Origin of the sequence: Bifidobacterium moraviense, from assembly GCF_012932365.1 — a bacterium.
Taxonomy (GTDB): Bacteria; Actinomycetota; Actinomycetes; order Actinomycetales; family Bifidobacteriaceae; genus Bifidobacterium; species Bifidobacterium moraviense.
The window spans coordinates 33,072-60,015 of sequence record NZ_JAAIIH010000005.1 but is presented as its reverse complement, the minus strand read 5'-3'; the positions used below and the strand labels follow the sequence as shown (position 1 = coordinate 60,015).

Below are 26,944 nucleotides of genomic sequence, written 5' to 3'. Positions count from 1 at the left end.
ATCGGTCCGGGCCTTCCCGGCGTCTCCGCCGCGGTCAGCGGCCGGTTCGATCCGCCGGTCGCCCGGACCGTCTCCGCGGCAGCCGCGCAGGCATCTGCGCCATCATCGTGCCGGCGAAGATCAGCGCGCAGCCCAGATATCCGCGAAGCGTCATCGCCTCGCCGAGGAACAGCGCCCCGCCCACCACGGAGAAGAACGACTCCAGACTCATGAGCAGCGACGCGCGCGTCGGCGGCACCCAACGCTGGCCCACCACCTGCAGCGTGTAGGCGATGCCCACCGACCCCACACCGGCATACAGGACCGGCATCCACGCGCCCGCCGCGCCCGCCCAGTCCACGGAGCCCTCGACGAACGAGCCAACCCAGCTCAGCGCCGCGGTGGTGACGAACTGCGCGAACGACAGCCTCAGCGGATCGACCCGCGCGCCGAGCGTGTCGATGATCAGGATGTGCGCCGCGAACAGCAGCGCCGTGAACAGCAGCAACGCGTCGGCCAACGTGAGCGAACCGAATCCGTCGGTGATGCACAGCAGATAGAACCCCGCGATCGCGACGACCACGCTCGCCGCCACCGTCACCGTGATGCGGCGCCGCAGGAAGACGAACGCCAGCAGCGGCACCATCACGATGTACAGCGCCGTGATGAACCCGGCGCGGCCCGCGGAGCGTCCGAACATGATGCCGTACTGCTGCAGCGTGCTCGCGGAGAACAGGAACACGCCGCACAGCGCCCCCACCAACGCCGGGCTGGAAAGCCACGAGCGCCCCTGGCGGCGCCGGTCTCCGTCGTCCGCCGCCGCGCCGGGCGCACTCCCATGCCCGCGGCCCCGTCCGCGTCCGGCGACCATCATCACCGGCAGCAGCGAGAGCGCGCCCAGCGTGAATCGCGTCGCGTTGAAGAACAGCGGCGTCATCGTGTCCATGCCCTGCACCTGCGAGACGAACGAGAATCCCCAGATCAGCGCCGTCAGCAGCAGGCACAGCATGCCGACCGGTTCCTTGCTTCCCATGCTCATGGGGGACAACGCTAATCCGGCATGATGACGAAACGACGGCGGGGACGCGGCGGGGACGCGACGGCAACGCGACGGCAACGCGAAGCCCCCGGACCGCTTTCGAGGCGATCCGGGGGCTTCGAACGATGTTCCGGCGAGACGGCGGGAATTAGTCGCGGTTGCCGAACAGCTGCAGCAGGTAGAGGAACATGTTCACGAAGTCGAGATACAGGTTCAGCGCGCAGATGATCGACACCTTCCTGATCATGTCCGGGCCCTGGCTCTGGTACTGGCGGAAGATCGCGCGCGTGGACTGGGCGTCGTACACGGTCATGCCGGCGAACAGGATCACGCCGATCGCCGCGATGAGCTGCAGGGCGCCGTCGGACGGGAAGAAGATCGCGACGACGAGCTGCGAGACGATGAGCATGAGCAGGCCCACGAACAGGATGGGACCGGCCTTGAGCATGTCGAACTTCGTGGTCAGGCCCAGCATCGTGAGCGCGAAGAAGAACCCGGCGCACAGCGCCAGGCACACGCCGATGTCCGCGATGTCGTACGCGGCGAAGATGGAACTGAGCGTGAAGCCCATGAGCGCGGCGTAGACGTAGAACATCGCGCGCGCCGCGGCGGGGGTGATGCGCATGATGCGCGCGCCCAGATAGATGGCCAGACCCACCTGAACGACCGCGAGGCCGATCCAGCCGACCATGCCGGTGGCGGCGAGGAACGCGTACAGCGCGCCGGTGGTCTGGGTGAGGATGGCGACTGCGGCGGTGATGGCCAGTCCGATGGTCATCTCGCCGTAGGCCTTGGTGATGGAGACACGCTGCGCCTTCTCGTAGGAGTAGGCGAGTCCGGCATCCATGGTGGCGGCGCCGGCCCCCGCGGTGCCCGCGTAGGGCGTCTGCGCGTACTGGTCCTGCGCGGGCGTCTGCTGATACTGCTGATACTGCTGGTACTGGGGAGCCGCGTACGGCTGTCCGTACCGCGGCTGCTGGTTATCGTCGGGAATGCGACCGAACGTCATGACGGCTCCTTCTCGGTTGTTTCGACACGGCCCACCGTAGGGGAGCAACCTTACAGAACGGTGAATACGCCCACGGCGAGCGCGCGCACGCCGTTTGGGAGGCGTCCCGCCTACGATGGGGCATGATCGAAACCACTCACCAAAGGAGGTAAGACATGGCCGATCAGCCGACCATCACCCTGAACAACGGCATCACCATCCCGCAGCTCGGTCTGGGCGTCTTCCGCACGCAGAAGGGGCAGGAGACCGTGGACGCGGTGCGCTGGGCGCTCGAGACGGGATACCGCCACATCGACACCGCCAAGGCGTACGACAACGAGGAGTCCGTGGGGCAGGGCATGCGCGAGTCCGGCGTGAAGCGCCGCGACGTCTTCCTGACCACCAAGCTGTGGAACCAGGACGTGCGCGACGGGCGCGCCCGCGAGGCGTTCTTCGAGAGCCTCGACCGTCTGGGCACCGACTACGTGGACCTGTATCTGATCCACTGGCCCGCCGACGGCTGGCAGAAGGCGTGGGAGGCGATGGAGGAACTGTACAACGAGCGTCGCATCCGCGCGATCGGCGTGAGCAACTTCCACCGCCATCATCTCGAGGAGCTCAGGAGCTTCTCGGATCTGACGCCGGCGGCGGACCAGATCGAGTCGAGCCCGCAGTTCCCCAATCAGGAGCTCATCGACTGGGACAGGGCGCAGGGCATCACCGTGGAGGCATGGAGCCCGCTGGGCGGCACCGGAGGCGACCTGCTGCACAACCCCGTGGTCGCGCGCGTCGCCGAGGAGCACGGCAAGTCCCCGGCGCAGACGATCATCCGCTGGCATCTGCAGCGCGGCGTGGTGGTCATCCCCAAGTCCACGCACGAGGAGCGCATCCGTCAGAACTTCGACGTCTTCGACTTCGCGCTGACGGACGACGACATGGCGGCGCTGTCGAACCTGGGCATCAACCGCCGCCACGGCTCCGACCCCGACAACTTCAACTTCTGACCGGTCGTTCCAGCAGTCCTGCACGCGCGGACGCGCGAGTGACCGTCACCGTGCGCCCGCTCGAGGACCGGAGCGCGCATGGAGTCCGCGACCGTAGGCTTGGCCGAGCGGCCTTGAGCGTGTCGCGGACTCCATGCGCGCGGAGCGTCCGGAAGTCACCGTCGAACGAACAGCCAATCAGGCGTCCGTCGCCGGCGACTGCCCCTCCATGCGGGGCGCCCCGTTGATGTCGCGGTGGATGTTCTGCATCTGCACTTCGATGTTCTGCAGGCTGCGCGCGCAGTCGAGCAGCGTCTGCGAATGCTCGCTGAGCTTGGCGTCCGGCAGGTCGGTCTTGTAGCGCAGCGCGTGTTCGAGGCTGGCCCAGTAGTCCATGGCGATGGTGCGGAACTGCACCTCCACGGGCGTGTAGTGCGGGCCGGAGGAGAGGAACACCGGCACGGCGTAGATGACGTGCAGCGAGCGGTAGCCGTTCACCTTGGGGTTCTTGATGTAGTCCTTGACGCGCAGCACCTGGATGTCGGACTGCGCGGACAGGTAGTTGGACACGGAGTATACGTCGTCGCGGTAGTTGCAGATCACGCGGATGCCGGCCACGTCGAAGAGGTTGTCGCGCACCGACTTCACGGTCACGGGCAGCCCCTTGCGGTCGAGCTTGCCGATGATCGAGTTGACGGACTTGAGCCGGCGCTCCATGTGGTGGATCGGGTCGTGCGCGAACCGCACCTGGAACTCGTCGTCGAGGATCTCCAGCTTGGTGCTGATCTCGTACATGGCGCCTTCGTACACCTGCATCATGTCGATGAACCTGCCGACCTCGTCCATGTCGAAGCGCTGATCGCCGAGGTCGATGGTCTTCAGTCGGGCCTGGATTTCGGAGGTGTTGATGCGGCTGTGTCGGTCTAGAATCACGGCATCCATTCTAACGGGAGGGAGCCCCGGATCCTGAGCGAAGGCTGGGAGCGTCCGGCGAGACGGCGGGGAGGCCGCGGCCGCACGCCGACGGCGCTGACAAGCCCGGCGGATAGGATGGGCCATTATGGATGAAGCGATGATGACCGAGGCGGAGCGCGCCTCGAAGACGAGTGACGCCGCCGACCCCGCGGCGCGTGCGGGCGGCCGCGGCAAGGGCGTGTTCGCCATTCACACGCTCGGATGCCAGATGAACGTGCATGATTCGGAGCGCATCGCCGGCGTGCTCGAGGCGGACGGCTACGTGGCCGCCACCGAGGAGCAGGCGGCCGACTTCGACGTGGATCTGGTGGTGCTCAACACGTGCGCCGTGCGCGAGAACGCCGCCGAGCGCATGTACGGCACGATCGGACGGTGGATGCGCTACAAGTACGCCCGCCCCAACCTGCAGATCGCGGTGGGCGGCTGCATGGCGCAGCTGGACCGCGAGCGCATCGCGCGCCGCGACCCGTGGGTGGCCGCCGTGTTCGGCACCAAGAACATTGGCAGCCTGCCGCGCCTGCTGGAGCAGAACCGCGTGACAGGCAAGCCGCAGACCGAGGTGAGCGAGACGCTGACGACGTTCCCCAGCGACCTGCCCACGGCGCGCGCGTCGAAGATCAGCGCGTGGGTGTCCATCTCCGTGGGCTGCAACAACACGTGCACGTTCTGCATCGTGCCCACCACGCGCGGCCGCGAGCGCGACCGCCGTCCGGGCGACATCCTCTCGGAGATCCGCCGCTGCGTGGACGAGGGCGCGAAGGAGGTGACGCTGCTGGGGCAGAACGTCAACTCGTTCGGCTACGCGATGGGCGACCGCTACGCGTTCTCCAAGCTGCTGCGCGCCTGCGGCGAGATCGAGGGGCTGGAGCGCGTGCGCTTCACGTCGCCGCATCCGGCGGCGTTCACCGACGACGTGATCGCGGCGATGGCCGAGACGCCCAACGTCATGCACCAGCTGCACATGCCGCTGCAGTCCGGCTCGGACCGGATCCTCAGGGCCATGCACCGCAGCTACCGCAGCGCGCGGTTCATGGACATCCTCGGCAGGGTGCGCGCCGCGATGCCGGACGCGCAGATCTCCACGGACGTCATCGTGGGGTTCCCCGGCGAGACGGACGAGGACTTCGAGGAGACGATGCGCGTGGTGGAGCAGGCGCGCTTCTCGTCCGCCTTCATGTTCGAGTACTCGCCGCGCCCCGGCACGCCGGCCGCGGCGATGGAGCAGATCCCCAAGGCCGTGGTGCAGGAGCGCTTCGACCGTCTCGTGGCGCTGCAGACCCGCATCACCGAGGAGGGGCTGCGTCGGTTCGAGGGGCGTGACGTGGAGGTGATGATCACCGGCGCGCAGGGCAAGAAGGATGCGGCCACCAAGCGCGTCACCGGGCGCGAGCGCACGGGCGTGCTGGTGCACATCGGCGTGCCGGAGGGCTTCCCGGAGCCGCGGGTGGGCGACTTCGTCACGGCCACGGTCACGCACGCGGCGGGGCACAACCTCATCGCCGATCCGGATCCGAAGGCGGGGCAGACGTATGTCGTGCGCCGCTGAGCAGGGGACTTCCGGGCGCGTCTCCGGACCGCGCGTCGTGTCGATCGTGGGCCCCACCGCCTCGGGCAAGACGGGGCTCGGCATCGCGATCGCCGAACGGCTGTCCGCGCGCGGGGAGCGCGCCGAGATCGTGAACGCCGACGCCTACCAGATGTACAAGGGCATGGACATCGGCACCGCCAAGCCGTCCGCCGAGGAGCGGGCGCGCGTGCCGCACCATCTCATCGACGTCATCGAACCGGACGACGCGATGAGCGTGGCGCGGTTCCAGACGCTGGCGCGCGACTGCATCCGCGATCTGCGCTCGCGCGGGATCCGTCCGATCCTCGTGGGTGGATCCGGGCTGTACGCCAGGGCCGCCATCGACGACATCTCGTTCCCCGGCACCGATCCGGCGATCCGCGAGCGGCTGGAGCGACGGGCCGAGACCGAGGGACCGGGGCTGCTGTTCGACGAGCTGCGCGAGAAGGATCCGGAGGCCGCCTCCCACATGGATCCGCGCAACCCCAGGCGCACGATCCGCGCGCTCGAGGTGATCGAGCTGACCGGGCGCCCGTACTCATCCACGCTGCCGCGCTACCGGTACGTGATCCCGTCCGTGCAGATCGGCCTCGATCTGGACCGCGCCGATCTGGACCGCCGCATCGCGCTGCGCACGGCGCGGATGCGCGACGAGGGGTTCCTCGACGAGGTGCGGCGCCTGCGTCCCCGGCTCGGCTTCACCGCGGGCCGCGCGCTCGGCTACCAGCAGATGATCGACGTGCTCGACGGGCTCGTGGACGAGGACGAGGCGTTCGCCGACGTGGCGCAGAAAACGCGGCGTCTGGCGCGCAAGCAGATGGGATGGTTCGGACGCGACCCGCGCATCCACTGGCTGCAGGCGCTCAACCCGGCGCTCGTGGACAACGCGATGGCCGTGATCGCGCACGCGGACGCCGGCGACTACGATCCGATCGACGCGCGCGCGGACGACTACGTGCAGCACCATCTCGGCGACGTCGGAGCATAGAACCGCCCGCCGGCCGGAAGCATCGACGCGCGGACCGCACGGACCGGTACGCTAGGGAGACGTTATGGCACGAGAAGCATCATCATCGAAGAAGGGGAGCGGGGACGCGGCCAAGCGCAAGGGCGGCGCCGCGTCGTCCCGCGCGCAGGCCGAGGAGACGCTCGGCAAGCGCGCGCTGCTGTTCGTCCCGCGGCAGCTGGGCGCGCTGGTGCGATCGCTCACTGGCGTGGGCGAGTACGACCCGGTGTACCGCCGGGACGGCCTGTGCTTCGTGCTCATCGTGCTCGCCATATGTCTGGTGGCGAGCGAATGGGTGCGCGTGCAGGGCGCCCTGGGACTGGCGCTGCACGCCGTGGCGTCCGCGGCGCTCGGCGTGATGAGCGTGGTGCTGCCGGTGATCCTGATCATCGTGGCGATCCGCCTCATGCGCAATTCGGGCAAGGGGTCGGACAACCCCCGCGTGGTGAGCGGCTGGGTGCTGCTGCTGTGGTCGGTCTGTTCGATCATCGACGCCGCCGGCGCGTCCGACGTGCGCGGCTTCGATCTGGGCGCGCTGCAGCGCACCGGCGGACTGCTCGGCTTCGTGCTGGGGTCGCCGCTGGCATGGGGACTCTCCAAGGCGTTCGCGATCGTGGTGTTCGTGGTGATGGCGCTGTTCTCGCTGCTGCTCATCACCCGCTCGCACGTGACCGACCTGCCGGACAAGGCGCGCGAACTCGCCGACCGGATCCGCGAGGGCGTGGGCGCCGGCGACGGCGCGCGGGACGGCCGCGACGCCGCGGACGACGACCAGTTCCCCAACGAGGTGCGCGTGGGCGACACGACCCTCGCGCTCGCCGACGGCGTGCCCGCGCACGACGGCGAGGACGAGGGGACGGAAGCCGCGCCGGGCCGCCGCTCGTGGCTGGACCGGTTCGCCGGGCTGTTCCGTCGCCGCGACGCCGACGACGACCGTTCGCTGGACCGCTACGAGGGCGATCAGGCGTTCGACCGCGCCGCCCGCCGGCACGGCGAGGCCGCCGAGACCTCGCTGCTCAAACCGCATGCGTCGTCGGATCGGATGCCGGCGTCGCCGCGCATGGCCACGTCGGCGCTGCCCGACGGCTACGGCGTGCAGCCCGCCGCCGCGGCGGATCCCGCGCCGACGCCCGCCGCGCGCCAGACGCGAAGCGTGTCCTCCGCCTCCGCGCCGCCGCCCGCGCCCGCCGCGGGCGGCGACCCGTGGGACATCGACGCCGCGCAGCCTCCCGTCGCCGGATCCGTCTCCGCCGCGCCGGCCGCCGCATCCGCCGCCGCGGACGCCGCGGGCGGCGCCTCGCCCGACGAATCGGCCTACGACGCCGCGCCGGACGATCCGGACGCCGCCTACCATCTGCCCGATCTGGGCATCCTCGTCAAGGGCCAGCCGCATCAGGCGCGCACGCCCGCCAACGACCGCGTGATCCGCGCCCTGACGTCCACGTTCCAGCAGTTCGGCGTGGACGCGAAGGTGGTCGGCTTCCTGCGCGGCCCCTCGGTCACCCAGTACGAGGTGGAGCTCGGCCCCGGCGTGAAGGTCGAGAAGGTCACCAACCTGCAGCGCAACATCGCCTACGCGGTCGCCAGCTCCGACGTGCGCATCCTCTCGCCGATCCCCGGCAAGTCGGCCATCGGCATCGAGATCCCCAACGAGGACCGCGAGATCGTGCATCTGGGCGACGTGCTCCGGAGCGACAAGGCCATGAACGACCCGAACCCGATGCTCACCGGCATCGGCAAGGACGTGGAGGGCCACTTCGTCACCGCGGACCTCACCAAGATGCCACACCTGCTGGTCGCCGGCGCCACCGGCTCCGGCAAATCGAGCTTCATCAACTCCATGCTCACGTCGATCATCATGCGCGCGAACCCCGAGCAGGTGCGCCTGATCATGGTGGACCCCAAGCGCGTGGAGCTTTCGGCGTACGCGGGCATCCCGCATCTGCTCACGCCCATCATCACCGACCCCAAGAAGGCCGCGCAGGCGCTGGAATGGGTGGTCAAGGAGATGGACTCGCGCTACTCCGATCTGGAGTTCTTCGGATTCCGCCACGTCAAGGACTTCAACGAGGCCGTGCGCGCCGGCAAGGTGCACGCGCCGGCCGGATCGAACCGCAAGGTGGCGCCCTACCCGTACATCCTCGTGGTCGTCGACGAGATGGCCGACCTCATGATGGTCGCCAAGAACGACGTGGAAAGCTCGATCCAGCGCATCACGCAGCTGGCGCGAGCCGCGGGCGTGCACCTCGTGCTCGCCACGCAGCGCCCGTCCGTCGACGTCGTGACCGGCCTGATCAAGGCGAACATCCCCTCGAGGCTCGCGTTCGCCACGTCGTCGGCCACCGATTCGCGCGTCATCCTCGACACCACCGGCGCCGAGACGCTCATCGGCCAGGGCGACGCCCTGTTCCTGCCGATGGGCGAGGCCAAGCCGCTGCGCGTGCAGGGCTCCTGGGTGAGCGAATCGGAGATCCGCAAGGCCGTGGAGTTCGTGCGCACGCAGCGCAAGCCGCACTACCGCGAGGACATCGAGCAGATGGCCCGGGAGGCGGAGAAGAGCGCGCTCGAGCCCGACGAGGAGATCGGCGACGACATGGACCTGCTGCTGCAGGCCGCCGAGCTGGTGGTCACCTCGCAGTTCGGCTCCACGTCGATGCTGCAGCGCAAGCTGCGCGTGGGCTTCGCCAAGGCGGGCCGCCTCATGGACCTGCTGGAGTCGCGCGGCGTGGTGGGTCCGTCCGAGGGCTCCAAGGCGCGCGAGGTACTCGTGCAGCCGCAGGATCTGCAGGCGGTGCTCGCCTTCATCCGCGGCGAGACGAGCTCGCTCGAGACGTCGCCGGCGAACGCGGGCGGGGAGGACGCGTGACGCAGCCCGCCGCGGCGACACGGCGCGCGACGCGCGGGCCGCGCACGCGGTACGTTTGAAACGCACAGTGCTGCGGACCTGTGTCGGAATTACGCAAGGCTATGCAAGGCAGGGAGGCTCCGTGAACGAGCGCGAAACGAAGAAGTCGCTGTTCGAAGGCTGGAACAGCGCGCCGAATCTGGTGACGTACGCGCGCATCGCGCTGGTGGTGGCGTTCATCGTGCTGCTCGCGATGGCCGGCCCCCAGCCCAGCGCCGACATGCCCTCGCTGGGCGGCGCGCTGACGCCGGGCGTCGCGGACGCGGGACGTCTGGGACTGCGCTGGGCCGCGGCCGGGGTGTTCCTGGTGGCCGCCTGCACGGACAAGCTCGACGGCTGGCTGGCGCGCAGGACCAACGCGGTCACCGAGCTGGGCAAGCTCATGGATCCCATCGCGGACAAGCTGCTCATGCTCTCCGCGCTGATCGTGCTGTCCGTGTTCGGCGAGGTGGCCTGGTGGGTGACGGCCCTGTTCCTGGTGCGCGAGATCGGCATCACCGTGATGCGCCTCGCCGTCATCGACGGCGGCGGGAAGGTGATCGCCGCGGCGTGGCCGGGCAAGCTCAAGACGCTGTTCCAGTCGATCTCGCTGACCATGCTGCTCGCGCCGTTCCTCGCTCTGGGGGCCTCCGCGGCACAGCCCGATCTCCTGCCCGCGGAATACGTGAGGGTCTACTACGTCCTCGCCTACGCGATGCTGTACGTGGCGCTGGCGCTGTGCGTCTACTCGGGCGTGGAGTACGCGGTCAGGGCGTGGACGGCGAGGGGCGACCGAGCCGCCGCGGAGCGGTGACGGTCGAAGGCATGATAGCGCCGGACGGCACGGCGTCGCCGGCGAATGTTCCTTCCGAGGAGGTTCCGATGACGGATGACGCGCAGACCCGCCGCGACGAGCTGGCGGCGACGATCCTGGACATGTGCGGGCGACGGGGGGTGTACGTCGCCGCGGCGGAGTCGCTCACCGGAGGGCTGCTGGCGGACGCCTTCGTGCGCATCCCCGGCGCCTCCCGGGTGTTCCTCGGCTCGGCGGTGACCTACGACATCGCGGCCAAGGCGGCGGTTCTCGGCGTGGACGCGGGGCTGCTGGCCGCGGGCGGCGCGGTGCAGGCCCCGGTGGCGGCGCAGATGGCGGCCGGCACGGCGCGTCTGTACGGCGTGCCCGGCAAGGCGGGGCGCGTGATCGGCCTGTCCACCACCGGTGTGGCGGGGCCCGGCCCGGACGGCGACAAGCCCGCCGGACTGGTGTACGTCGGCATCGCGCTGCCCGGTGCATCCGGGCCGGAGACGAGCACCTACGAGCTGCATCTGGGCGGATCGCGCGAGGACGTGCGGCTGGGCACGGTGCTGCACGTGCTGCGGCACCTGTCCGAGGCGATGCCGCGCATCCGTCTGTGACGTGCGCCACATCGGCGTTCACCCGGGGAATAATGGCCGCCGGACATCGGTTGAACGCAGTAGTTCGAATCGAGAAAGGGCTTGCTATGACGATGACCGAGACGGCCGCGATCCGCGGCGACGAGACGGTGCTGGTCCCCACGGTGACCCCGGTGCCGCGGGAGACGGGCGCCCGCGTGCGCAGCCTCACGCCGGCGCAGCAGCGTGCCGTGATGTTCGCCCAGCAGCAGATCCTGCGCGCCAAGGCGGCCCGGAAGGCCAGGGACGAGCGCGAGGCGGCATTGGGGCGCATGCGCGAGGAGGAACCTCGCGACGACGTTCGCACGGAGGAGCCCGAGACGCGTCGGGGACGTCGCCGCGGCCAGACGCTGTCGCTGCGCGAGGCGATCGGCCACGTGCTGCGCGACCTGCGCACCAAGGACCGCAAGACGCTGCGCGAGGTGTCGGAGAAGGCCGGCGTGTCCCTGGGATACCTGTCCGAAGTGGAGCGCGGCCAGAAGGAGGCCAGCTCCGAGCTGCTCAGCTCCATCGCCGAGTCGCTGGGCGTGAGCACGCCGCAGATGCTGCGCATGGTGGCCGACTACATCGAGTCCATGGAGGACTGACGGCGGCGTCCGCTAGGGTGTGGTCCCATGCAGGAACGTGAATTCTGGGAGCTGCTGGACGAGGTGTTCGGCCGTTCGTACGGGCGCAGTCTCGCCCATGACCAGCGTCTGGCGGCGCTGCGGTCGATGACCGTCGTCGAGGCGCTCGCCGCCGGCGAGGAGCCGCGGACGGTGTGGAACGTGCTGTGCGATCAGATGGACGTGCCCGACGCCAGACGATGGGGCAGGGGAGACGATCATGTCGCGCCGCCCAAGCCGTACGGGTGGCGCGCCTGAGCCGCCGCTTTCGCGTCGCCGGCGCCGCGGTCCGGCGTGTCCGTTCGAACAAATGTTCGTAGTGTTGTGTATAGTGATGCCTCAGACGTCCACATGTGGATAACTCCGCGTGCGACACGCCCGAACGAGCGGTGGATGGGGCACATTCGACCACATGCATCCGTCGGGGTTGTGCCGCCGCGCGGAGCGACCGTACCGTGATCGTACGGTTGTTGGACACGAACGTAAGGAGCGCCGGATGGCACAGCAGACAGACAGCAAGGAACAGTCCGTGCAGGACAAGCGCAGGGCCGCGCTGGACACCGCGTTGGCGCAGGTGGAGAAGAGCTTCGGCAAGGGGTCGGCCATGCGTCTGGGGGACAAGCCCCCGCAGAACGTGGAGGTCATCCCCACCGGTTCCCTGGCGCTGGACATGGCGCTCGGCATCGGCGGTCTGCCCAAGGGGCGCATCGTGGAGGTCTACGGCCCCGAATCGTCGGGCAAGACCACGCTGGCGCTGCACGTGGTGGCCAACGCCCAGCGCGCCGGCGGCGTGGCGGCGTTCATCGACGCCGAGCACGCGCTCGACCCGGAGTACGCGCGCAAGCTCGGCGTGGACACGGACCAGCTCATCGTCTCCCAGCCGGACAACGGCGAGCAGGCGCTGGAGATCGCGGACATGCTCATCCGCTCCGGCGCGCTGGACGTCATCGTCATCGACTCCGTGGCGGCGCTGGTGCCCAAGGCGGAGATCGAGGGCGACATGGGCGACAGCCACGTCGGCCTGCAGGCCAGGCTCATGAGCCAGGCGCTGCGCAAGATGACCGGCGCGCTGTCGCAGGCGGGCACCACGGCCATCTTCATCAACCAGCTGCGCGAGAAGATCGGCGTGTTCTTCGGCAACCCCGAGACCACCACCGGCGGCAAGGCCCTGAAGTTCTACGCCTCGGTGCGACTGGACATCCGCCGCATCCAGACCATCAAGAACGGCGACGAGCCCATCGGCAACCGCACCAAGGTCAAGGTGGTGAAGAACAAGATGGCCCCGCCCTTCAAGGTCGCCGAATTCGACATGCTCTACGGTCAGGGCATCTCCGAGGAGGGGTCGATCCTCGATCTCGGCCAGCAGGTGGGCCTGATCAAGAAGTCCGGCTCGTGGCTGCTGTACGAGGACGGCCAGCTCGGTCAGGGACGCGAGAAGGCGCGTCAGTACCTCAAGGACAATCCGGAGGTCCGCCACCGCCTCGAGGATCAGATCAAGATCAGGTTCGGCCTGCTCGAGGATCCGGAGGCGGCCGAGGCCGACGCGTCCGTGGACGGCGATGCGGCCGAGACCGAGGCCGTGGCCGAACAGCCGCAGGCATGATCGACGCGAAGGAGTTCCTCGCCGCCCATCCCGTTCCCGACCCCGCTCATTCCGTCCCCGGCTCCGCCATGCGATTCGACGGGGATCGCGGTCGCGGACCGGGCGAGGACGGGGCGCGCGGCGAAGGGGTACCCAACGCGGTGATGCGTGACGAGGGGATGCATGACTCGGAGATGCATTGCGGCGTCCGTGGATTCGGGATCTCCGACGCCGACCGGGCGGATGACGGTCCGTACGTCGGCGTCGCGCGGCGTGGTTCCGCGCGACGTGGCACCGGCATGCGGAGATCCGGTCGGCGGCGCGCCGTCGACCGTGCGGTCGCTTCCTTCCCCGATGCGGCCGACGCGTTCGATCCGGCTGACGCGTTCGATCCGGCTGACGAGGACGCGTGCCGGGAAGCCGCCCTGCGGCTGCTGGACGCGGCCGCGCGCTCCTCGGGTTCGCTGCGTCGGCGGCTGACGGACAAGGGCTACGCCGCGCCCGTGGCGGACGCGGTGGTGGAGCGACTCGTCCAGGTGCGGCTGATCGATGATCTGGCCTACGCCCGCGACGTGACGCGGCACTGCGCCGGGCGGGACATGGGGTCGCGCGGCGCCTTCGAGGAGCTGCTGCGCAGAGGCGTCGCAAGGGACGTCGCCTCGAGGGTCGTGGCCGAGGCGGAGTCCGACGGCGTGTTCGAGGATGCCGCATGGGAGCTCGGGCGGAAGGTCGCGTGCAGGACCGAGGGGCTGGAACGCGCGGCGCGGCTGCGCCGGCTGTGGGCCGCGGGCGGGCGCAAGGGGCACGACGCCGAGACGCTGCGCAGGATCGCGCAGGAGCTTTTCGTCTGAACGCGTCGCGGACAGCCGGTTCGCGACGATGCCCGTCGACGTCGCGACGGCGCGAACGGGGCGACGGGTCGGATATATGGACCGGAAACGGTGTCATGGCATGACGCCGCGGATTCAAAGAATGAGGTGAGACCCCTTATACCCCGGGTTCTGTCGCATCGCCGAAGCGATGCGGATGGCCATCCATCTCGACCTGACGTCGCCGCCAGGCTCTAGCAGCCTACCCGAGGACGCGGGCGAGCAACCCGATGGTCCTCTGCTTGGCCTTGCTCCCGATGAGGCTTGCCATGCGGCCTGCCGTTGCCGGAGGCCCGGTGGTCTCTTACACCGCCGTTTCACCCTTACCGCCCGGCCGGAGCCGGGAGGCGGTCTGTTCTCTGCTGCGCTATCTCTCAGGTCACCCTGGGCGGACGTTATCCGCCATCGTGCTCTGCGGAGCCCGGAAGTTCCTCAGTCCGGATCGCTCCGGACCGCGGCCATCAAGGGGTCTCGAACGCACAAGCCTATCAGAGGCACCGGCCAACGGAATTCCCATCATGTTCCGGGAAGAAATTCAGCGAGTTATACCGTTGTTTACCTCCGGTTCGATTACAATTGGCACTACCCGGACGCGAAGACGCTGATCCGGCACACACAGCGGCTCACACCGCTTGAGCATAAGGGAGGTCCACATGGAAATCGTCGTTACCGGACGTCACACTCAGGTCAAGCAGAGGTTCCGTGATGTCGTCGAAAGCAAGATGAATCGTGTGACCACCATCGCTCCCGATGCCCAGCGTGCGCAGATCGTGCTGACCCACGAGGGCAACCCGAGCCAGGCCGACACGGCCAAGCGCGTGGAGATCACCATCATCGCGGGACGCACCGTGGTGCGCGCCGAGGCCTCCAGCACCGACGAGTTCAGCGCGCTGGACATGGCGCTCGACAAGCTCACCCTGCGTCTGCGCCGCACGCGCGACCGTCGCAAGGACCATCGCCGCGGCTACACCAACCCGGTCCCGGTGGATCTGGGCGTCGTCACCCCGGAGCCGCAGGCGGAGGAGCCCGAGGAGGCCGAGGAGGAGCCCAACAACAGCCCGGCCGCGGCCGTGGCGTCCGATCTGGGTCCCGGCGAGTCCGTCGAGGTGCAGGTGGGCGACACCCCCATCGTCATCCGCCGCAAGCTGCACATCGCCGAGCCCATGAGCATCGACGAGGCGCTGTACGAGATGGAGCTCATCGGCCATGACTTCTTCCTGTTCGTGAACAAGGAGACCGGTCGCCCGTCCGTCGTCTACCACCGTCACGGCTGGAGCTACGGCGTGTTCGAGATCGACACCCCGGAGAACGTCAAGAAGGCCGAGGCCTGATCCGTCGTCCCGCGGCCGGCTGACGAGGCCGGTCCCGTGACACGCAACCGACACGCATGGGTCCCGCGCATCACCGCGATGCGCGGGACCCATGCGTTTGCGCATGCCCGCGATCGGGTATGCTCGAAAACCGTAAGCGTCATGGCGATTATCCCATCGTTCGCGTAGTATGGTCGGAGTTTGTGCCTGACGGTAAGCAATGAGGAGCATAACGTGGTGAATATCCTGGACAAGGCCCTGCGCATGGGTGAGGGCCACCAGATCAAGAAACTCGAGAACGTGGCCAAGGCCGTCAACGCCAAGGAGGACGAGATCTCGGCGCTGAGCGACGAGGAGCTCAAGGCGCAGACCGGCAAGTTCAAGCAGCGCATCGAGAACGGCGAGTCCCTTGATTCCCTGATGCCCGAGGCGTTCGCCACCGTCCGCGAGGTCTCCAAGCGCACGCTCGGCCAGCGCCACTTCGACGTGCAGCTCATGGGCGGCGCCGCCCTGCACTGGGGCAACATCGCCGAGATGAAGACCGGCGAAGGCAAGACCCTCGTCGCCACCCTGCCGAGCTACCTCAACGCGCTCGAAGGCAAGGGCGTGCACGTGGTCACCGTCAACGACTACCTCGCCAGCTACCAGAGCGAGCTCATGGGCCGCATCTACCGCTTCCTCGGCCTGTCCGTCGGCTGCATCATCACCGACCAGAAGCCGCCGGAGCGCCGCAAGCAGTACAACGCGGACATCACGTACGGCACCAACAACGAGTTCGGCTTCGACTACCTGCGCGACAACATGGCGTGGGAGAAGGCCGATCTGGTGCAGCGCGGCCACCACTACGCGATCGTGGACGAGGTCGACTCCATCCTCATCGACGAGGCCCGCACCCCGCTCATCATCTCCGGCCCGGCGGAGGGCGACGTCACCCGCTGGTACCGCCAGTTCGCCCGTCTGGTCCCGAAGCTGACCCGCGACGAGGACTACGAGGTCGACGAGAAGAAGAAGGTCGTCGGCATCCTCGACCCGGGCATCACCAAGGTGGAGGACTACCTCGGCATCGACAACCTGTACGAGCCGAGCAACACCGCGCTCATCGGCTACCTCAACAACGCGATCAAGGCCAAGGAGCTGTTCCTCAAGGACCGCGACTACGTCGTCACCGGCGGCGAGGTGCTCATCGTCGACGAGCACACCGGCCGCATCCTGCCCGGCCGCCGCTACAACGAGGGCCTGCACCAGGCCATCGAGGCCAAGGAGAACGTCGAGGTCAAGGCCGAGAACCAGACCTTCGCCACGATCACCCTGCAGAACTACTTCCGCATGTACGACAAGCTCGCCGGCATGACCGGCACCGCCGAGACCGAGGCCGCCGAGTTCATGGGCACCTACAAGCTCGGCGTGCTGCCGATCCCGACGAACCGTCCGATGATCCGCAAGGACCAGGACGACCTGATCTTCCGCACCAAGAAGGAGAAGCTCACCGCCATCGTGCGCGACGTGGCCAAGCGCCACGCCACCGGCCAGCCGGTGCTGCTGGGCACCGCGTCCGTCGAGTCCTCCGAGGTCGTCTCCTCGCTGCTCGACGTGGCCGGCATCCCGCATCAGGTGCTCAACGCCAAGCAGCACGCCCGCGAGGCCGCGGTCGTCGCGGTCGCCGGCCGCAAGGGAGCCGTCACCGTGGCCACCAACATGGCCGGCCGAGGCACCGACATCATGCTCGGCGGCAACGTCGAGTTCCTCGCCGACGCCAAGCTCAAGGCGCAGGGCTACTCCCCGGAGGACACCCCGGAGGACTACGAGCGCCTGTGGCCCGAGACCCTCAAGCAGGTCAAGGAGCAGGTGAAGGACGAGCACGAGGAAGTCAAGAAGCTCGGCGGCCTGTACGTGCTCGGCACCGAGCGCCACGAGTCCCGCCGCATCGACAACCAGCTGCGCGGCCGTTCCGGCCGTCAGGGCGATCCGGGCGAATCCCGCTTCTACCTGTCGCTCGAGGACGATCTGATGCGTCTGTTCAACACGCAGCTCGTGGCCCGCGTCATGGCCAAGGGCATGCCGGAGGGCGAGCCGATCGAGTCGAAGAGCGTCTCCAAGGGCGTGCGCAACGCGCAGAAGGCCGTGGAGTCCCGCAACTTCGAGATCCGCAAGAACGTCCTCAAGTACGACGACGTGATGAACAAGCAGCGCACCGTGATCTATCAGGAGCGTCAGGCCGTGCTGCAGGGCGAGGACATCCACGAGGACATCGAGCGCTTCATCAACGACACCGTTGCCTCCTACGTGCGCGGCGCGAACAACGGCTCCGACAAGCCTGCCGACTGGGACTGGGACGGCCTGTTCAAGGCGCTCGGCGCGGTCTACCCGGTCAAGGTGGACGCGGACGACGCCAGGAAGGCCGCCGAAGGCAAGAAGGGCGAGAAGGCCCAGGCGGCCGTCGCGGAGCTCATCGTCAAGGACGCCAAGGAGCAGTACGCGCTGCGCGAGGCCAAGCTCGGCGAGGACGGCACCCGCCAGCTCGAGCGCCGCGTGGTGCTCGCCGTGCTCGACCGCAAGTGGCGCGAGCACCTGTACGAGATGGACTACCTCAAGGACGGCATCGGCCTGCGCGGCATGGGCCAGCGCGATCCGCTGGTCGAATACCAGCGCGAAGGCTACCAGATGTACAACTCCATGATCGAGGCGATCAAGGAGGAGTCCATCCAGCTGCTCTTCCACGTGGACATCGAGCAGATCGCCCGCACCGAGGACATCGAGTCCCACAAGGACGAGGACGCCGCGGTGGACGCCGCCGAGAACGAGGTGGGTATCGAGGCCAAGTCCGAGGCCCCGGCCGCCGAGGAGCTGAGCGCCCCCGCCGAGCCCGACGCGCAGGACGAGGACGCCGACGAGGAGCAGGCAGCCGACGAGGTGGCTGCCTCCGAGGCCGCCCGTGACGTCGAGTCCGAGGAGGCCCCGTCCGTCGAGGAACCGACGAAGTCCGAGCCCGAAACCATCGTGGGTCCCGCCCCGATGAGCCACGCCGAAGGCAAGGTCCCCGCATCCAAGCGTCCCAAGAGCGAGGAGCTCAAGACGCCGTGGGCCGACGGCCGCACCTTCCCCGGCACCGCCAAGAACGCGCAGTGCCCGTGCGGTTCCGGCCGCAAGTACAAGATGTGCCACGGCCAGAACGAGCAGTGAGCGGTCCGCCGGTCGGTGACCGGTGACCGCTAGAGCACGAGGGGGCGCCATCCATGCGATGGCGCCCCCTCGTCGTATGTGCGCGTCGTATGTGCGCGTGCCCGCCGCCGCGCCGGCCGCGCGGGCCCGGCGGTCTCAGCCGGAGCAGGTCACCCGGTAGCCCTGCGAACGCGCGTAGCCGGGCAGCTCCGCAAGCCAGTCCCGCACCGCCGCGGGAGAGCCGCCGCCGGGCCTCAGCTCCGGCAGCACGCGCGAGGCGAACCCCGCGGACATGAACGCGTCGAACGGCAGATAGTCCCAGTCCCGGTTCACCAGATGCGCGGACTCGGTGTAGACGCGGTAGACCTGCTGCTCGAAGTAGGGGTCGACCGTGTCGAGCAGGTCGGGCTTGGTCTGGAAGTAGCGCGTCGCGGAGTAGCCGCCGATGGCGCGCAGATCCACCGACGTGGGATCGGCCTGGAACCAGTGCGCGAACTCCAGCGCCGCGCGCTGATGGTCCTTGGGGATGCGCGCGCTCACGGTCATGACGGACCCGCCGATCTCCGCGGTCATGAGCTTGTCCGGGGCGCCCCACGACGGCGGCAGCGCGACGCGCCACCTGCCGGCGCTCGCCGGATAGGACGCGGCGATGATCTTGCCGTACCAGTTGCCGTTGAGCACCGTGGCCACGAGCCCGTCGCGGATCGTGGCGTAACGTCCGTCCCACGTCCGCTGGGCCACGAGCACGCCGTCGTCCAGGCACCGCTGCAGGAACGAGGCCACCTCGCCGATGCGCGGATCGGCCAGATCGAAGGTGATGTGGTCCGGGCCGTCCATGCGCCACGGCCGGAGTCCCGCGGCGCGCAGGAACGCCAGATAGTACTGCATCGTCGTGTCCATCACGCCCAGATAGAGGGACGGTTCGCGCCGGTGCAGCTCCACGCCGGACCGATGGAACTCCTCGTACGTGCGCGGCACGGCGATGCCGTATTCGTCGAGCAGGTCCCTGCGGTAGAACAGCACCGTCTGCGCCTGGTCGCCGGGCAGGCCGTACAGTCCTCCGGCGTGATGCGCCTCGCTCCATGCCGCCGGATTGAACTCGGCTCCCCATTCGGTCTCCACCCGGGGCGTGGACAGGTTCATGAACGCGCCCGACGCGGCGAACTGCGGCATGACGTCGATGTCGAGGTTGAACACGTCCGGCACGGGACGGCCGGACTGCAGACGCTCCCAGTACAGGTCGTTCGCCGCCTGCTTGGTGTGGCCCTCGATCGGATCGATGACGATGCCGGGGTGCGTGCGCATGAACTCCTCGATGCGCGGCATGAGTTCGGTGAAGGTGGCGGACAGCACCGTCAGCGTCAGCGTGCCCGACGTCTCGGCGTCGTCGGGGCGCGTCATGGCGTAGGGGCCGAGCTTCATCACGCTGCGCCTGCCCGCGCTCACCGAGTCGCGCTCCACCAGCGTGGCCTGTTCGATGAGGTTGACGCGCCTGGACTGCGGGGCGCGGACCAGCTCGACGATCGTGCGCGCGGCCATGTCCCCCAGCGTCTCGGCGTGCTGGTCGATCGTGGTGAGCGCGGGAAGCGCCGCGGCGCCGGCGGGGTCGTTGTCGAACCCGATGAGCGAGACGTCGTCCGGGATGCGCATGCCGCGGGCGCGCATGGCCGCCTCGAACCCGATGGCGAGCTGGTCGTTGTAGGTGAAGACCGCGTCCGTGGGATGCTGCATGAACTGGCGCGCCGCCTGCTCGCCGCCGGAGACCGTGGCCTGGAACCCGCCGTGCGCCACGCGCAGCTCCATGTCGTAGCGGTACGCGGCGGCCTTGATGGCGCGACGGCGCACCTCGTTGGCCCAGCTGTTCGACGTGCCGGTGATGTAGGTGACGCTGGCGTGTCCGGAGTCGCGCAGCATGCGCATCGTGCGCTCGATGGCCGCGGTGGAGTCGACCGCGATGGTGGACAGGCCGCTGAGCTGCTGGTTGACGAGCACGGTGGGGCGGTTCGTGGTCATGCGGCGCAGATCCGGCTCGTTGATGGTGGGGGAGATGAGCACCACGCCGTCGATGTCGCGCATGAGCAGGGACGTGGCTCGGCGCTTGATGGCGTAGTTCATGGCGAAGTCGGAGCAGACGGCGGCGTACCCGTGGCGTTCCAGCCCGCGCTCGAGCGCCGCGAGGATGCGCATGTTGTAGGGGTTGTCGAAGCCGGACGACATCACCAGGATGAGACCGCTGGCGGGGGAGGCGCCGTCGCCGTCGCGCCGGTGCGACAGGTATCCGAGCTCCTCGGCCACGCGGTGGATCTTCATCTCGGTGGCGATCGCCATGCGGCCCGGCTTGCTCAGCGCCCGGGAGACGGTGGAGGGACTCACGCCCGCGGCCTTGGCGATGTCGTAGATGGTGACGTTGCGCGACATACCCGTCTCCTTCGATCCCCTCACGCATACCGGCCATCCACTCTACCAGCCGGGGAGCCGATGGGCCATCCGTGATGAGAAACGAAACATGGCGCTGCGGTGCGTCTGCGTACAATGGCGGCGAAACAACAGTCAACGAGGAGGCACGATGAGCGACGGTTTCACGTGGAAGGCGATCCTGGGCAAGCTGATCGAAGGCGATCATCTGACGGCGGAGGAATCCGAGTGGTTCGTCGATGACCTCATGAAGGGCAACGCCAACCCGGCCGCGGTGGGCGCCGTGCTCGCCACGCAGCAGCAGCTGGGGCTTACGGCCGACGAGGTGCGCGGCGCCGCCAAGGCGATGGTCTCGCACGCCGTGCCGCTGAAGGTGAGCGGCGAATGCTGCGACATCGTGGGCACCGGCGGCGACGGCGCGGCGACCGTGAACCTGTCCACCATGGGCGCCGTGGTGGCGGCCGCCGCGGGCGTGAAGATCGTCAAGCACGGCAACCGCGCCGCCTCGTCCAAGTGCGGCGCCGCCGACTGCCTCGAGGCGCTCGGCCTGCCGCTGGATCTGAAGCCCGAGGCCGTGGGGGAGATCGCGGACGAGGTGGGCATCACCTTCGCGTTCGCCAAGACGTTCCATCCGGCCATGCGCTTCGTGGGACCGATCCGCGCCGCGCTGGGCGTGCCGTGCGTGTTCAACGTGCTGGGACCGCTGACCAATCCGGCGACCCCCAAGCACATGGCCATCGGCTGCGCCAAGCGCGAGATGAGCCCGATCATGGCCGCCGTGTACGCGGCCAACGGCCAGACCGGCATGGTGTACACCTCGCACGAGGGACTGGACGAGATGGCCCCCACCGGCCCGATCTCCGTCTGGGAGTTCCGGGACGGCAAGGTCGGCGAGACCGAGTTCGACCCGACGACCGAAATGGGGCTCGCGCCGGTCACCGTGGCCGATCTCAAGGGCGGCGAGCCCGCCGAGAATGCGCAGGCCGTGCGCGACCTCCTCGCGGGCAGGGACGTGCCGTTCCGTTCCACGGCGCTGCTCAACGCCGCGTCCGCGATCGTGGCCGACGCCCACCTGCTGACGAAGCCGGATGCGGGCATCGCCGAACGATTCGGGGAGGCGTACGCGCTGGCCGAGCAGGCGGTGGATTCCGGCAAGGCCGCGGCGCTGCTGGACCGCTGGATCGAGGTCGCCAAGGCCAAGGAGGCCGCTCAGGCCTGATCCCCGGCCGTCACGCCATATGTTCGGGGCCTCGGCGGAATCCGCATCGATTCCGCCGAGGCCCCGTTGCATCGCACGCCGGGCCGTGATCCCGGCTAGACGCGCGCGCCGTCGTCGAATTCGTCGGTGCGCGTCTGCGTGTGCCCCTTGTGCAGCATGAGCAGACCGGCGGCGCCCACCATGGTCAGCGCGCCGCCCAGCGCGCCCAGCAGGCTGGACATCGAGGGGATGAGCACGCATCCGGCCAGCGCCAGCACGCCGATCACCACGATGATCCACAGCACGAGCTTCGAGGCGCGCACCGGGATGTCGGGGTCCGGCGCGACGAAGTCGCTGCCCTGATCCATCACGTCGTCGACGTCCAGCCAGCTGCGGCCGGTGAAGTCGCGGGGGCCGGACCGCGCGCCGCCGGCGGAGGATCCGGCGAAGGCGTCGGGGGAGAGATCCCGCACGTCGAGCAGCGCCTCCTTCTCCTTCTTTTGGGCGTGGCGCTCGAACCGGCGCGCGGCGCGGGAACGCTCCACGGAGTCCAGCTCGTCGCCGTGCGCGGCGAGGAAGTCGCGCCACGCGGCGTCGTCGCCCGCCGCGTCGTCGCCGGGGCGCGCCGTTGAATCGTCGTGAGGGACGTTGCTATCCTTGTGGTCGGTCATACATACTTACTGTAGCCACAACGGATGCCAAGGAGACGTGCGATGCTGTACTGGTTCTTCGTCAAACTGCTCGGGCCGCTGGCCCGCGTCTGGTTCAAGCCCACGGTGCACGGGCTCGAGAACATTCCCCGGAAGGGTGCGGCCATCATCGCCTCGAACCATCTGGCCGTCATCGACGACGGTCTGCTGCCGCTTGTCAGCCCCCGCATGATCCACTTCATGGGCAAGGCGGAGTACTTCGAGGGCAAGGGCCTCAAGGGCAGGTTCAAGAAGTGGTGGTTCACGTCCGTGGGCGTGTTCCCCGTGGACCGCTCCGGAGGCTCGAAGTCGCTGGGCGGCCTGCTCACCGCGCGCAGGGTGCTGGAGGACGGCCACCTGTTCGGCATCCACCCCGAAGGCACGCGCAGCCCCGACGGGCGTCTCTACCGCGGACATACCGGCGTGGCGAGGCTGGCTCTGGAGACCGGCTCGCCGATCATCCCCACGGCCGTGATCGGCACGCGCGAGATGCAGGTGCCGGGACAGGTGTTCCCCAAGAAGGGCAGGACCACGGTGATCTTCGGCGAACCGATCCCCGTGGAGAAGGTGCCGGAGGACGAGATCACGCACGAGCAGCTGCGCACGCTCACCAACCGCATGATGCAGGCCATCGAGCGCGAATCCGGTCAGGAGTATGTGGACGTGTACGCGCAGGTGGTGAAGAAGGAGCTCGAGGCGCGCAAGGCCGCGCAGGCCGGGGCGGCGGGCAAGGAGACGCCGTCCGGGGCGGCCCGCAGGTAGGCGCGCGCAGAGGCTTCGCGGCGCATGATCGCGGCCCTCGGATTCCCCTGTGATCGACTTCAGGGGAATCCGAGGGCCGCTTCCGTATCCGGACCGGGGGCGCAGCCGCCGTACGCCGCGTCGTCACGCGACGGTCAGGGTGATGACCGTGGGCGTGCCGTTGGCGTCGCGGATGCGCACCGTGTCGCCGCCGGCCACGCTCTGCACGCGCACGGTGTGCGTCCAGTCGCCCAGCGGCGCCGACTTCTGCACGTCGAAGCCGAGCGCCTTGAGCGTCTGCTCTGCCTCGTCGTACTGCTTGCCCACCACGTTGGGCACGATGGCCGTCTGCGGTCCCTTGGAGACCACCACGTCCACGGCGTCGCCCCACTTGAGCTGGGCGCCCTCCTGCGCGGACGCGGAGACGACCTTGCCGGCCTCCACCTTGTCGTTCCACGCCTCGGTGACGTTCGCCTTGAGGTTGAGCGCGGTCAGCGCGGCCACGGCGTCGTCGCGGGACAGACCCGTGACGTTCGGCATGTTCACGGGCTTGGGACCCTTGGACAGTGTCACGGTGATCGGCGCGTTGTGGGCGTAGGTGCCGCCGGCGTCGACGCTGATCGAGAGCACGGCACCCTCGGGCACGGTCAGCGAATAGTCGTCGGACGACGCATCGTGCGTCACGGCGTCGAAGCCGGCCGCGGCGAGCGCCGCCAGCGGATCCTTGCCCGCGGCGGACGTCGGATCGGCGATGTCCGCCGGCACGGTGGCCTGGCGCACGCCCTTCGACACGGTGACGGCGACGGTCTGTCCGTTGCGCCGGGAGACGCGCGACCCCACGGCGTCGGGGTCCGTGGCGATCACGGAGCCGGAGGGCACGGTGTCGCTGTAGTCGTCGGTGCGCTCGTAGGGGATACCCGCGGCGGTGAGCTGCGTGAGATAGCGTTCGGCGTCGGCCCCGGCCACGGTGCACGGGGCGCTCTGCGCGCAGGCGACGTCGTCCGCGGCGGGCAGCGGCCAGTAGCTGCCAGGCCCCAGGTAGTACCACCATGCGTATCCGCCGGCGGCGCATGCCGCGGCGAGGATCAGTCCGGCCGCCGTCGCGATGATCGCGGTGCGGCGTCGTCTCGTGGGCGCGGCCCCGACCTTCGCGTTCGCGGGGGCGGCGTGGTCGTCCGGCGTGGACTCGAGGCCCTCGAGCAGCTGGTCGAAGGATTGCGTGCGGTTGGGGTCCAGCCGCTGCGTGGCCTGCGGATCGGCCAGCGGCAGCGTCGTGGTGGCGCCGGTGCGCGGACGGGACGCGAGGCCGGTCATGGGGGTGGTGGGCGCGACGGCCGGGACGTCGGCGCGCGCATCCCCGGCCGTCGGGGCGGCGGAAGGCGTCGCGACGTCGGTCGCCGGGGCGGCCGCAGACGATGCCGCGGACGCGGCGATGCCTGCGGGGACGCCGGACCCACCGTCGTCGCGACGCGCCGTCAGGCGCGCGTCCAGTTGCTCCGGGGCGAGCGCCGCTCGGATGCGCCGCAGCTCGTCCGCCGCCTCCATGGCGTTCGCGGGGCGTGCCGCGACCTCGCGCGCGGTGAGCCGGGACACGAAGTCGCACACCTGCGGCGCGGTCCCGGGCGCGGCGTCGGCGAGCGAGGGGACGTCCTCGTGGACGTGCTTGAACACCATGGTCACCGGGTTGTCCGAAAGGAACGGCACCTGGCCCGTGATCATCTCCCACGCGATGATGCCCACGGCGTACAGGTCGCCCTGCATGGTGGCACGGTTGTGCTCGATCATCTCGGGCGCCAGATACGCGGCGGTGCCGAGCAGCATGCCGGTGGAGGACAGCGTGGCCTGCGAGGCGGCCTTGGCCAGACCGAAGTCGGTGATCTGCACGTGCCCGCGGTCGTTGATGAGGATGTTCTCGGGCTTGATGTCGCGATGCACCACGCCCGCCCGGTGCGCGGCGGCCAGCCCGTCGAGGATCTCGCCCACGACGCGCAGCGTCTCGCGCACGCTGAACGTGCCCTCGGCGTTCATGTCGTGCCGCAGATTGACGCCGTGCACGTACTCCATGACCAGATAGTCGAGCCCGTCGAACTCGCCGGTGTCGTAGACCTGCACGATGTGCGGGTTGGCGATGGCCGCGGCGGAACGGGCCTCGCGGCGGAAGAGTTCCTGGAAGCGCGCGCGGTGCGGTCCCTGCGCCAGCTGGGTGTGCATGACCTTGATGGCGACCGGGCGCGACAGGCGCTCGTCCATCGCCTCGTACACGGTGGCCATGCCGCCCTCCGCGATCTTGCGGACGATGCGGTACCGTCCCTCGATCAGCTGCCCCACGGGCTGATTCGACGCTTCACTCATGGTGTCCATCGTACTTGGTGCGCAGCCGCTCGGGAATGAAGCGGGAGCAGGCCTGCGCGAGCGTTTCACGACGCGCCCCGGACAGGCCGAGCAGCTCCGCCGCGTCGTCGACCGCGCGCATCGCGGAGCTCCACAGCGTGGCGATGCGCTCGCGCGACCGTTCGACCGCGCCGGTCCGCTCGAACAGCTCGATGGCGCGGGCCACGTCGTCGCCGTCGCGCTCGGGGGCCTCGAACATGCGGATCAGCTCGGCGCGCTGGGCGTCGTCCGCGCGCTGCAGCGCGTCGGCGAGCAGCACCGTGCGCTTGCCCTCGCGGATGTCGCCGCCCACGGGCTTGCCGGTGCTGGAGGTGGACCCGATCACGTCGATGAGGTCGTCGGCCAGCTGGAACGCCAGACCCAGACTCACGCCGATGGACTCCGCGACGGCGCGCGCCTTCGCCGGGTTGACCACGGCGGCGATGAGCCCGAGCTCGATGGGGGCGATAGTGGTGTAGCTGGCGGTCTTCCAGCGGAAGACGCTCAGCGAGGTCTGCGCGAGGATCTCGGGCCTGTCGAGCGGGACCTGTTCGACGGCGAGGTCGAGCACCTGGCCGATCTCCACCTCGCGGTGCATCGCCAGGAAGGCGCGCAGCGCGGGACGCGACGCGTTGAGCCTCACGGCGGCGTCGTGCGCGATGGACACGCTGGCCGTGGCGAGCAGGTCGCCGAGCATGATGCCGAGCCCGCGCCCCATGCTCTCGGCCTGCGGCGCCGCGGCGAGGTCGTCGATGAGCGCGCGGTGCGCGGACGGACGGCCGCGGCGCAGATCGGAGTCGTCGATGATGTCGTCGTGCACCAGCGCCGCCGTCTGGAACACCTCGATCGCGCAGGCCATGTCGACCACCGCGTCCCGGCGAGCCGCGCCGCGGGCGTCGGACGGGTCGTCGCCGCGGGCCGCGTCGAACGCCGCCAGCGCGAGCAGCGCGCGCAGCCGTTTGCCTCCCTCGCTGGAGGTGACGGCCTGCCCGGCCACGTCGTCCATGACCGCGCGGCACGTTCGGGGCACCGTCATGCCTTCGGGGACGCCGGCGTGCTGTGCGACGAGTGCGGCGATGCGGGGTTCGAGGACGCTGAGATCTGTGACGAAATCCATACCTCCGAGGGTATCCACATTTTGCGCGGCACGG

General features: G+C 69.2%; 21 protein-coding genes and 1 other RNA gene. 14 read left to right on the top strand and 8 right to left on the bottom strand.

What is annotated here, in order from left to right:
• Window positions 1-34 precede the first annotated feature (34 nt).
• Together G1C96_RS04950 and G1C96_RS04945 are read right to left on the bottom strand one after the other, a co-directional pair.
• Window positions 35-988, bottom strand: coding sequence for a DMT family transporter (locus G1C96_RS04950; protein ID WP_169275601.1), 954 nt, complete (start codon window positions 986-988; stop codon window positions 35-37).
• 178 nt (window positions 989-1,166) lie between these two features.
• Entirely contained in the window at window positions 1,167-2,027 is an 861-nt protein-coding gene (locus tag G1C96_RS04945; RefSeq protein WP_169275546.1) for a Bax inhibitor-1/YccA family protein, read from the bottom strand.
• A 155-nt stretch (window positions 2,028-2,182) separates the two neighbouring features.
• Between G1C96_RS04945 and G1C96_RS04940 the strand changes: the two genes are divergently transcribed.
• Window positions 2,183-3,010: an aldo/keto reductase gene (locus G1C96_RS04940; RefSeq protein ID WP_169275545.1), complete on the top strand. Its 828-nt coding sequence runs from the start codon at window positions 2,183-2,185 to the stop codon at window positions 3,008-3,010.
• 177 nt (window positions 3,011-3,187) lie between these two features.
• Here G1C96_RS04940 and G1C96_RS04935 read toward each other — a convergent pair whose 3' ends face one another.
• Window positions 3,188-3,931 carry a GTP pyrophosphokinase gene (locus G1C96_RS04935; RefSeq protein ID WP_169275544.1) on the bottom strand — a complete coding sequence of 248 codons (744 nt, stop codon included), beginning with the start codon at window positions 3,929-3,931 and terminating at the stop codon, window positions 3,188-3,190.
• A 118-nt stretch (window positions 3,932-4,049) separates the two neighbouring features.
• Here G1C96_RS04935 and miaB point away from each other — a divergent pair, with 118 nt between their 5' ends.
• The 9 genes from miaB to G1C96_RS04890 all read left to right on the top strand — a co-directional run bounded on the left by miaB (window position 4,050) and on the right by G1C96_RS04890 (window position 13,893).
• Entirely contained in the window at window positions 4,050-5,510 is a 1,461-nt protein-coding gene (miaB, locus tag G1C96_RS04930; RefSeq protein WP_169275543.1) for a tRNA (N6-isopentenyl adenosine(37)-C2)-methylthiotransferase MiaB, read from the top strand.
• Window positions 5,494-6,519 carry a tRNA (adenosine(37)-N6)-dimethylallyltransferase MiaA gene (miaA, locus tag G1C96_RS04925; RefSeq protein WP_169275542.1) on the top strand — a complete coding sequence of 342 codons (1,026 nt, stop codon included), beginning with the start codon at window positions 5,494-5,496 and terminating at the stop codon, window positions 6,517-6,519. The genes miaB and miaA overlap by 17 nt, the downstream gene beginning before the upstream one ends.
• A 64-nt stretch (window positions 6,520-6,583) precedes the next feature.
• A complete protein-coding gene (locus G1C96_RS04920; RefSeq protein WP_169275541.1) occupies window positions 6,584-9,403 on the top strand; it encodes an FtsK/SpoIIIE family DNA translocase in 2,820 nt (939 codons plus the stop codon).
• Between the two features lie 121 nt (window positions 9,404-9,524).
• Entirely contained in the window at window positions 9,525-10,235 is a 711-nt protein-coding gene (pgsA, locus tag G1C96_RS04915) for a CDP-diacylglycerol--glycerol-3-phosphate 3-phosphatidyltransferase (protein ID WP_169275540.1), read from the top strand.
• Between the two features lie 68 nt (window positions 10,236-10,303).
• A complete protein-coding gene (locus G1C96_RS04910; protein WP_169275539.1) occupies window positions 10,304-10,837 on the top strand; it encodes a CinA family protein in 534 nt (177 codons plus the stop codon).
• A 92-nt stretch (window positions 10,838-10,929) separates the two neighbouring features.
• Window positions 10,930-11,442 carry a helix-turn-helix domain-containing protein gene (locus G1C96_RS04905; RefSeq protein WP_240945110.1) on the top strand — a complete coding sequence of 171 codons (513 nt, stop codon included), beginning with the start codon at window positions 10,930-10,932 and terminating at the stop codon, window positions 11,440-11,442.
• A gap of 27 nt (window positions 11,443-11,469) precedes the next feature.
• Window positions 11,470-11,718: a DUF3046 domain-containing protein gene (locus G1C96_RS04900; RefSeq protein WP_169275537.1), complete on the top strand. Its 249-nt coding sequence runs from the start codon at window positions 11,470-11,472 to the stop codon at window positions 11,716-11,718.
• A 238-nt stretch (window positions 11,719-11,956) separates the two neighbouring features.
• Window positions 11,957-13,063 carry a recombinase RecA gene (gene recA, locus G1C96_RS04895; RefSeq protein WP_169275536.1) on the top strand — a complete coding sequence of 369 codons (1,107 nt, stop codon included), beginning with the start codon at window positions 11,957-11,959 and terminating at the stop codon, window positions 13,061-13,063.
• Window positions 13,064-13,236: 173 nt separating this feature from the next.
• Window positions 13,237-13,893, top strand: coding sequence for a regulatory protein RecX (locus G1C96_RS04890; RefSeq protein WP_417852169.1), 657 nt, complete (start codon window positions 13,237-13,239; stop codon window positions 13,891-13,893).
• 123 nt (window positions 13,894-14,016) lie between these two features.
• Here the strand turns inward: G1C96_RS04890 and rnpB are convergent.
• Window positions 14,017-14,385, bottom strand: an RNA gene (gene rnpB, locus G1C96_RS04885) — RNase P RNA component class A.
• A 179-nt stretch (window positions 14,386-14,564) separates the two neighbouring features.
• On the opposite strand from rnpB, the gene hpf reads away from it, so the two are divergent.
• Together hpf and secA are read left to right on the top strand one after the other, a co-directional pair.
• Window positions 14,565-15,242, top strand: coding sequence for a ribosome hibernation-promoting factor, HPF/YfiA family (hpf, locus tag G1C96_RS04880; RefSeq protein ID WP_169275535.1), 678 nt, complete (start codon window positions 14,565-14,567; stop codon window positions 15,240-15,242).
• Window positions 15,243-15,455: 213 nt separating this feature from the next.
• Window positions 15,456-18,401 (top strand): preprotein translocase subunit SecA, encoded by a 2,946-nt coding sequence (secA, locus tag G1C96_RS04875; RefSeq protein ID WP_169275534.1) that lies wholly within the window; start codon window positions 15,456-15,458, stop codon window positions 18,399-18,401.
• A 135-nt stretch (window positions 18,402-18,536) separates the two neighbouring features.
• Here the strand turns inward: secA and G1C96_RS04870 are convergent, their stop codons facing one another.
• Window positions 18,537-20,798, bottom strand: a complete 2,262-nt coding sequence (locus tag G1C96_RS04870) for an extracellular solute-binding protein (RefSeq protein ID WP_169275533.1) — start codon at window positions 20,796-20,798, stop codon at window positions 18,537-18,539.
• A gap of 148 nt (window positions 20,799-20,946) precedes the next feature.
• Between G1C96_RS04870 and trpD the strand changes: the two genes are divergently transcribed.
• Window positions 20,947-22,014 carry an anthranilate phosphoribosyltransferase gene (gene trpD, locus G1C96_RS04865; RefSeq protein ID WP_169275532.1) on the top strand — a complete coding sequence of 356 codons (1,068 nt, stop codon included), beginning with the start codon at window positions 20,947-20,949 and terminating at the stop codon, window positions 22,012-22,014.
• Window positions 22,015-22,109: 95 nt separating this feature from the next.
• Here the strand turns inward: trpD and G1C96_RS04860 are convergent, their stop codons facing one another.
• Window positions 22,110-22,664, bottom strand: coding sequence for a hypothetical protein (locus tag G1C96_RS04860; protein WP_169275531.1), 555 nt, complete (start codon window positions 22,662-22,664; stop codon window positions 22,110-22,112).
• 42 nt (window positions 22,665-22,706) lie between these two features.
• On the opposite strand from G1C96_RS04860, the gene G1C96_RS04855 reads away from it, so the two are divergent.
• Window positions 22,707-23,444, top strand: a complete 738-nt coding sequence (locus G1C96_RS04855; RefSeq protein ID WP_169275530.1) for a lysophospholipid acyltransferase family protein — start codon at window positions 22,707-22,709, stop codon at window positions 23,442-23,444.
• Window positions 23,445-23,567: 123 nt separating this feature from the next.
• On the opposite strand, the gene G1C96_RS04850 is transcribed toward G1C96_RS04855, so the two are convergent.
• Together G1C96_RS04850 and G1C96_RS04845 are read right to left on the bottom strand one after the other, a co-directional pair.
• Window positions 23,568-25,775, bottom strand: a complete 2,208-nt coding sequence (locus tag G1C96_RS04850; protein WP_169275529.1) for a Stk1 family PASTA domain-containing Ser/Thr kinase — start codon at window positions 25,773-25,775, stop codon at window positions 23,568-23,570.
• Window positions 25,768-26,910: a polyprenyl synthetase family protein gene (locus G1C96_RS04845; RefSeq protein ID WP_169275528.1), complete on the bottom strand. Its 1,143-nt coding sequence runs from the start codon at window positions 26,908-26,910 to the stop codon at window positions 25,768-25,770. Before G1C96_RS04845 ends, G1C96_RS04850 begins: the two co-directional genes overlap by 8 nt.
• Window positions 26,911-26,944 lie beyond the last annotated feature (34 nt).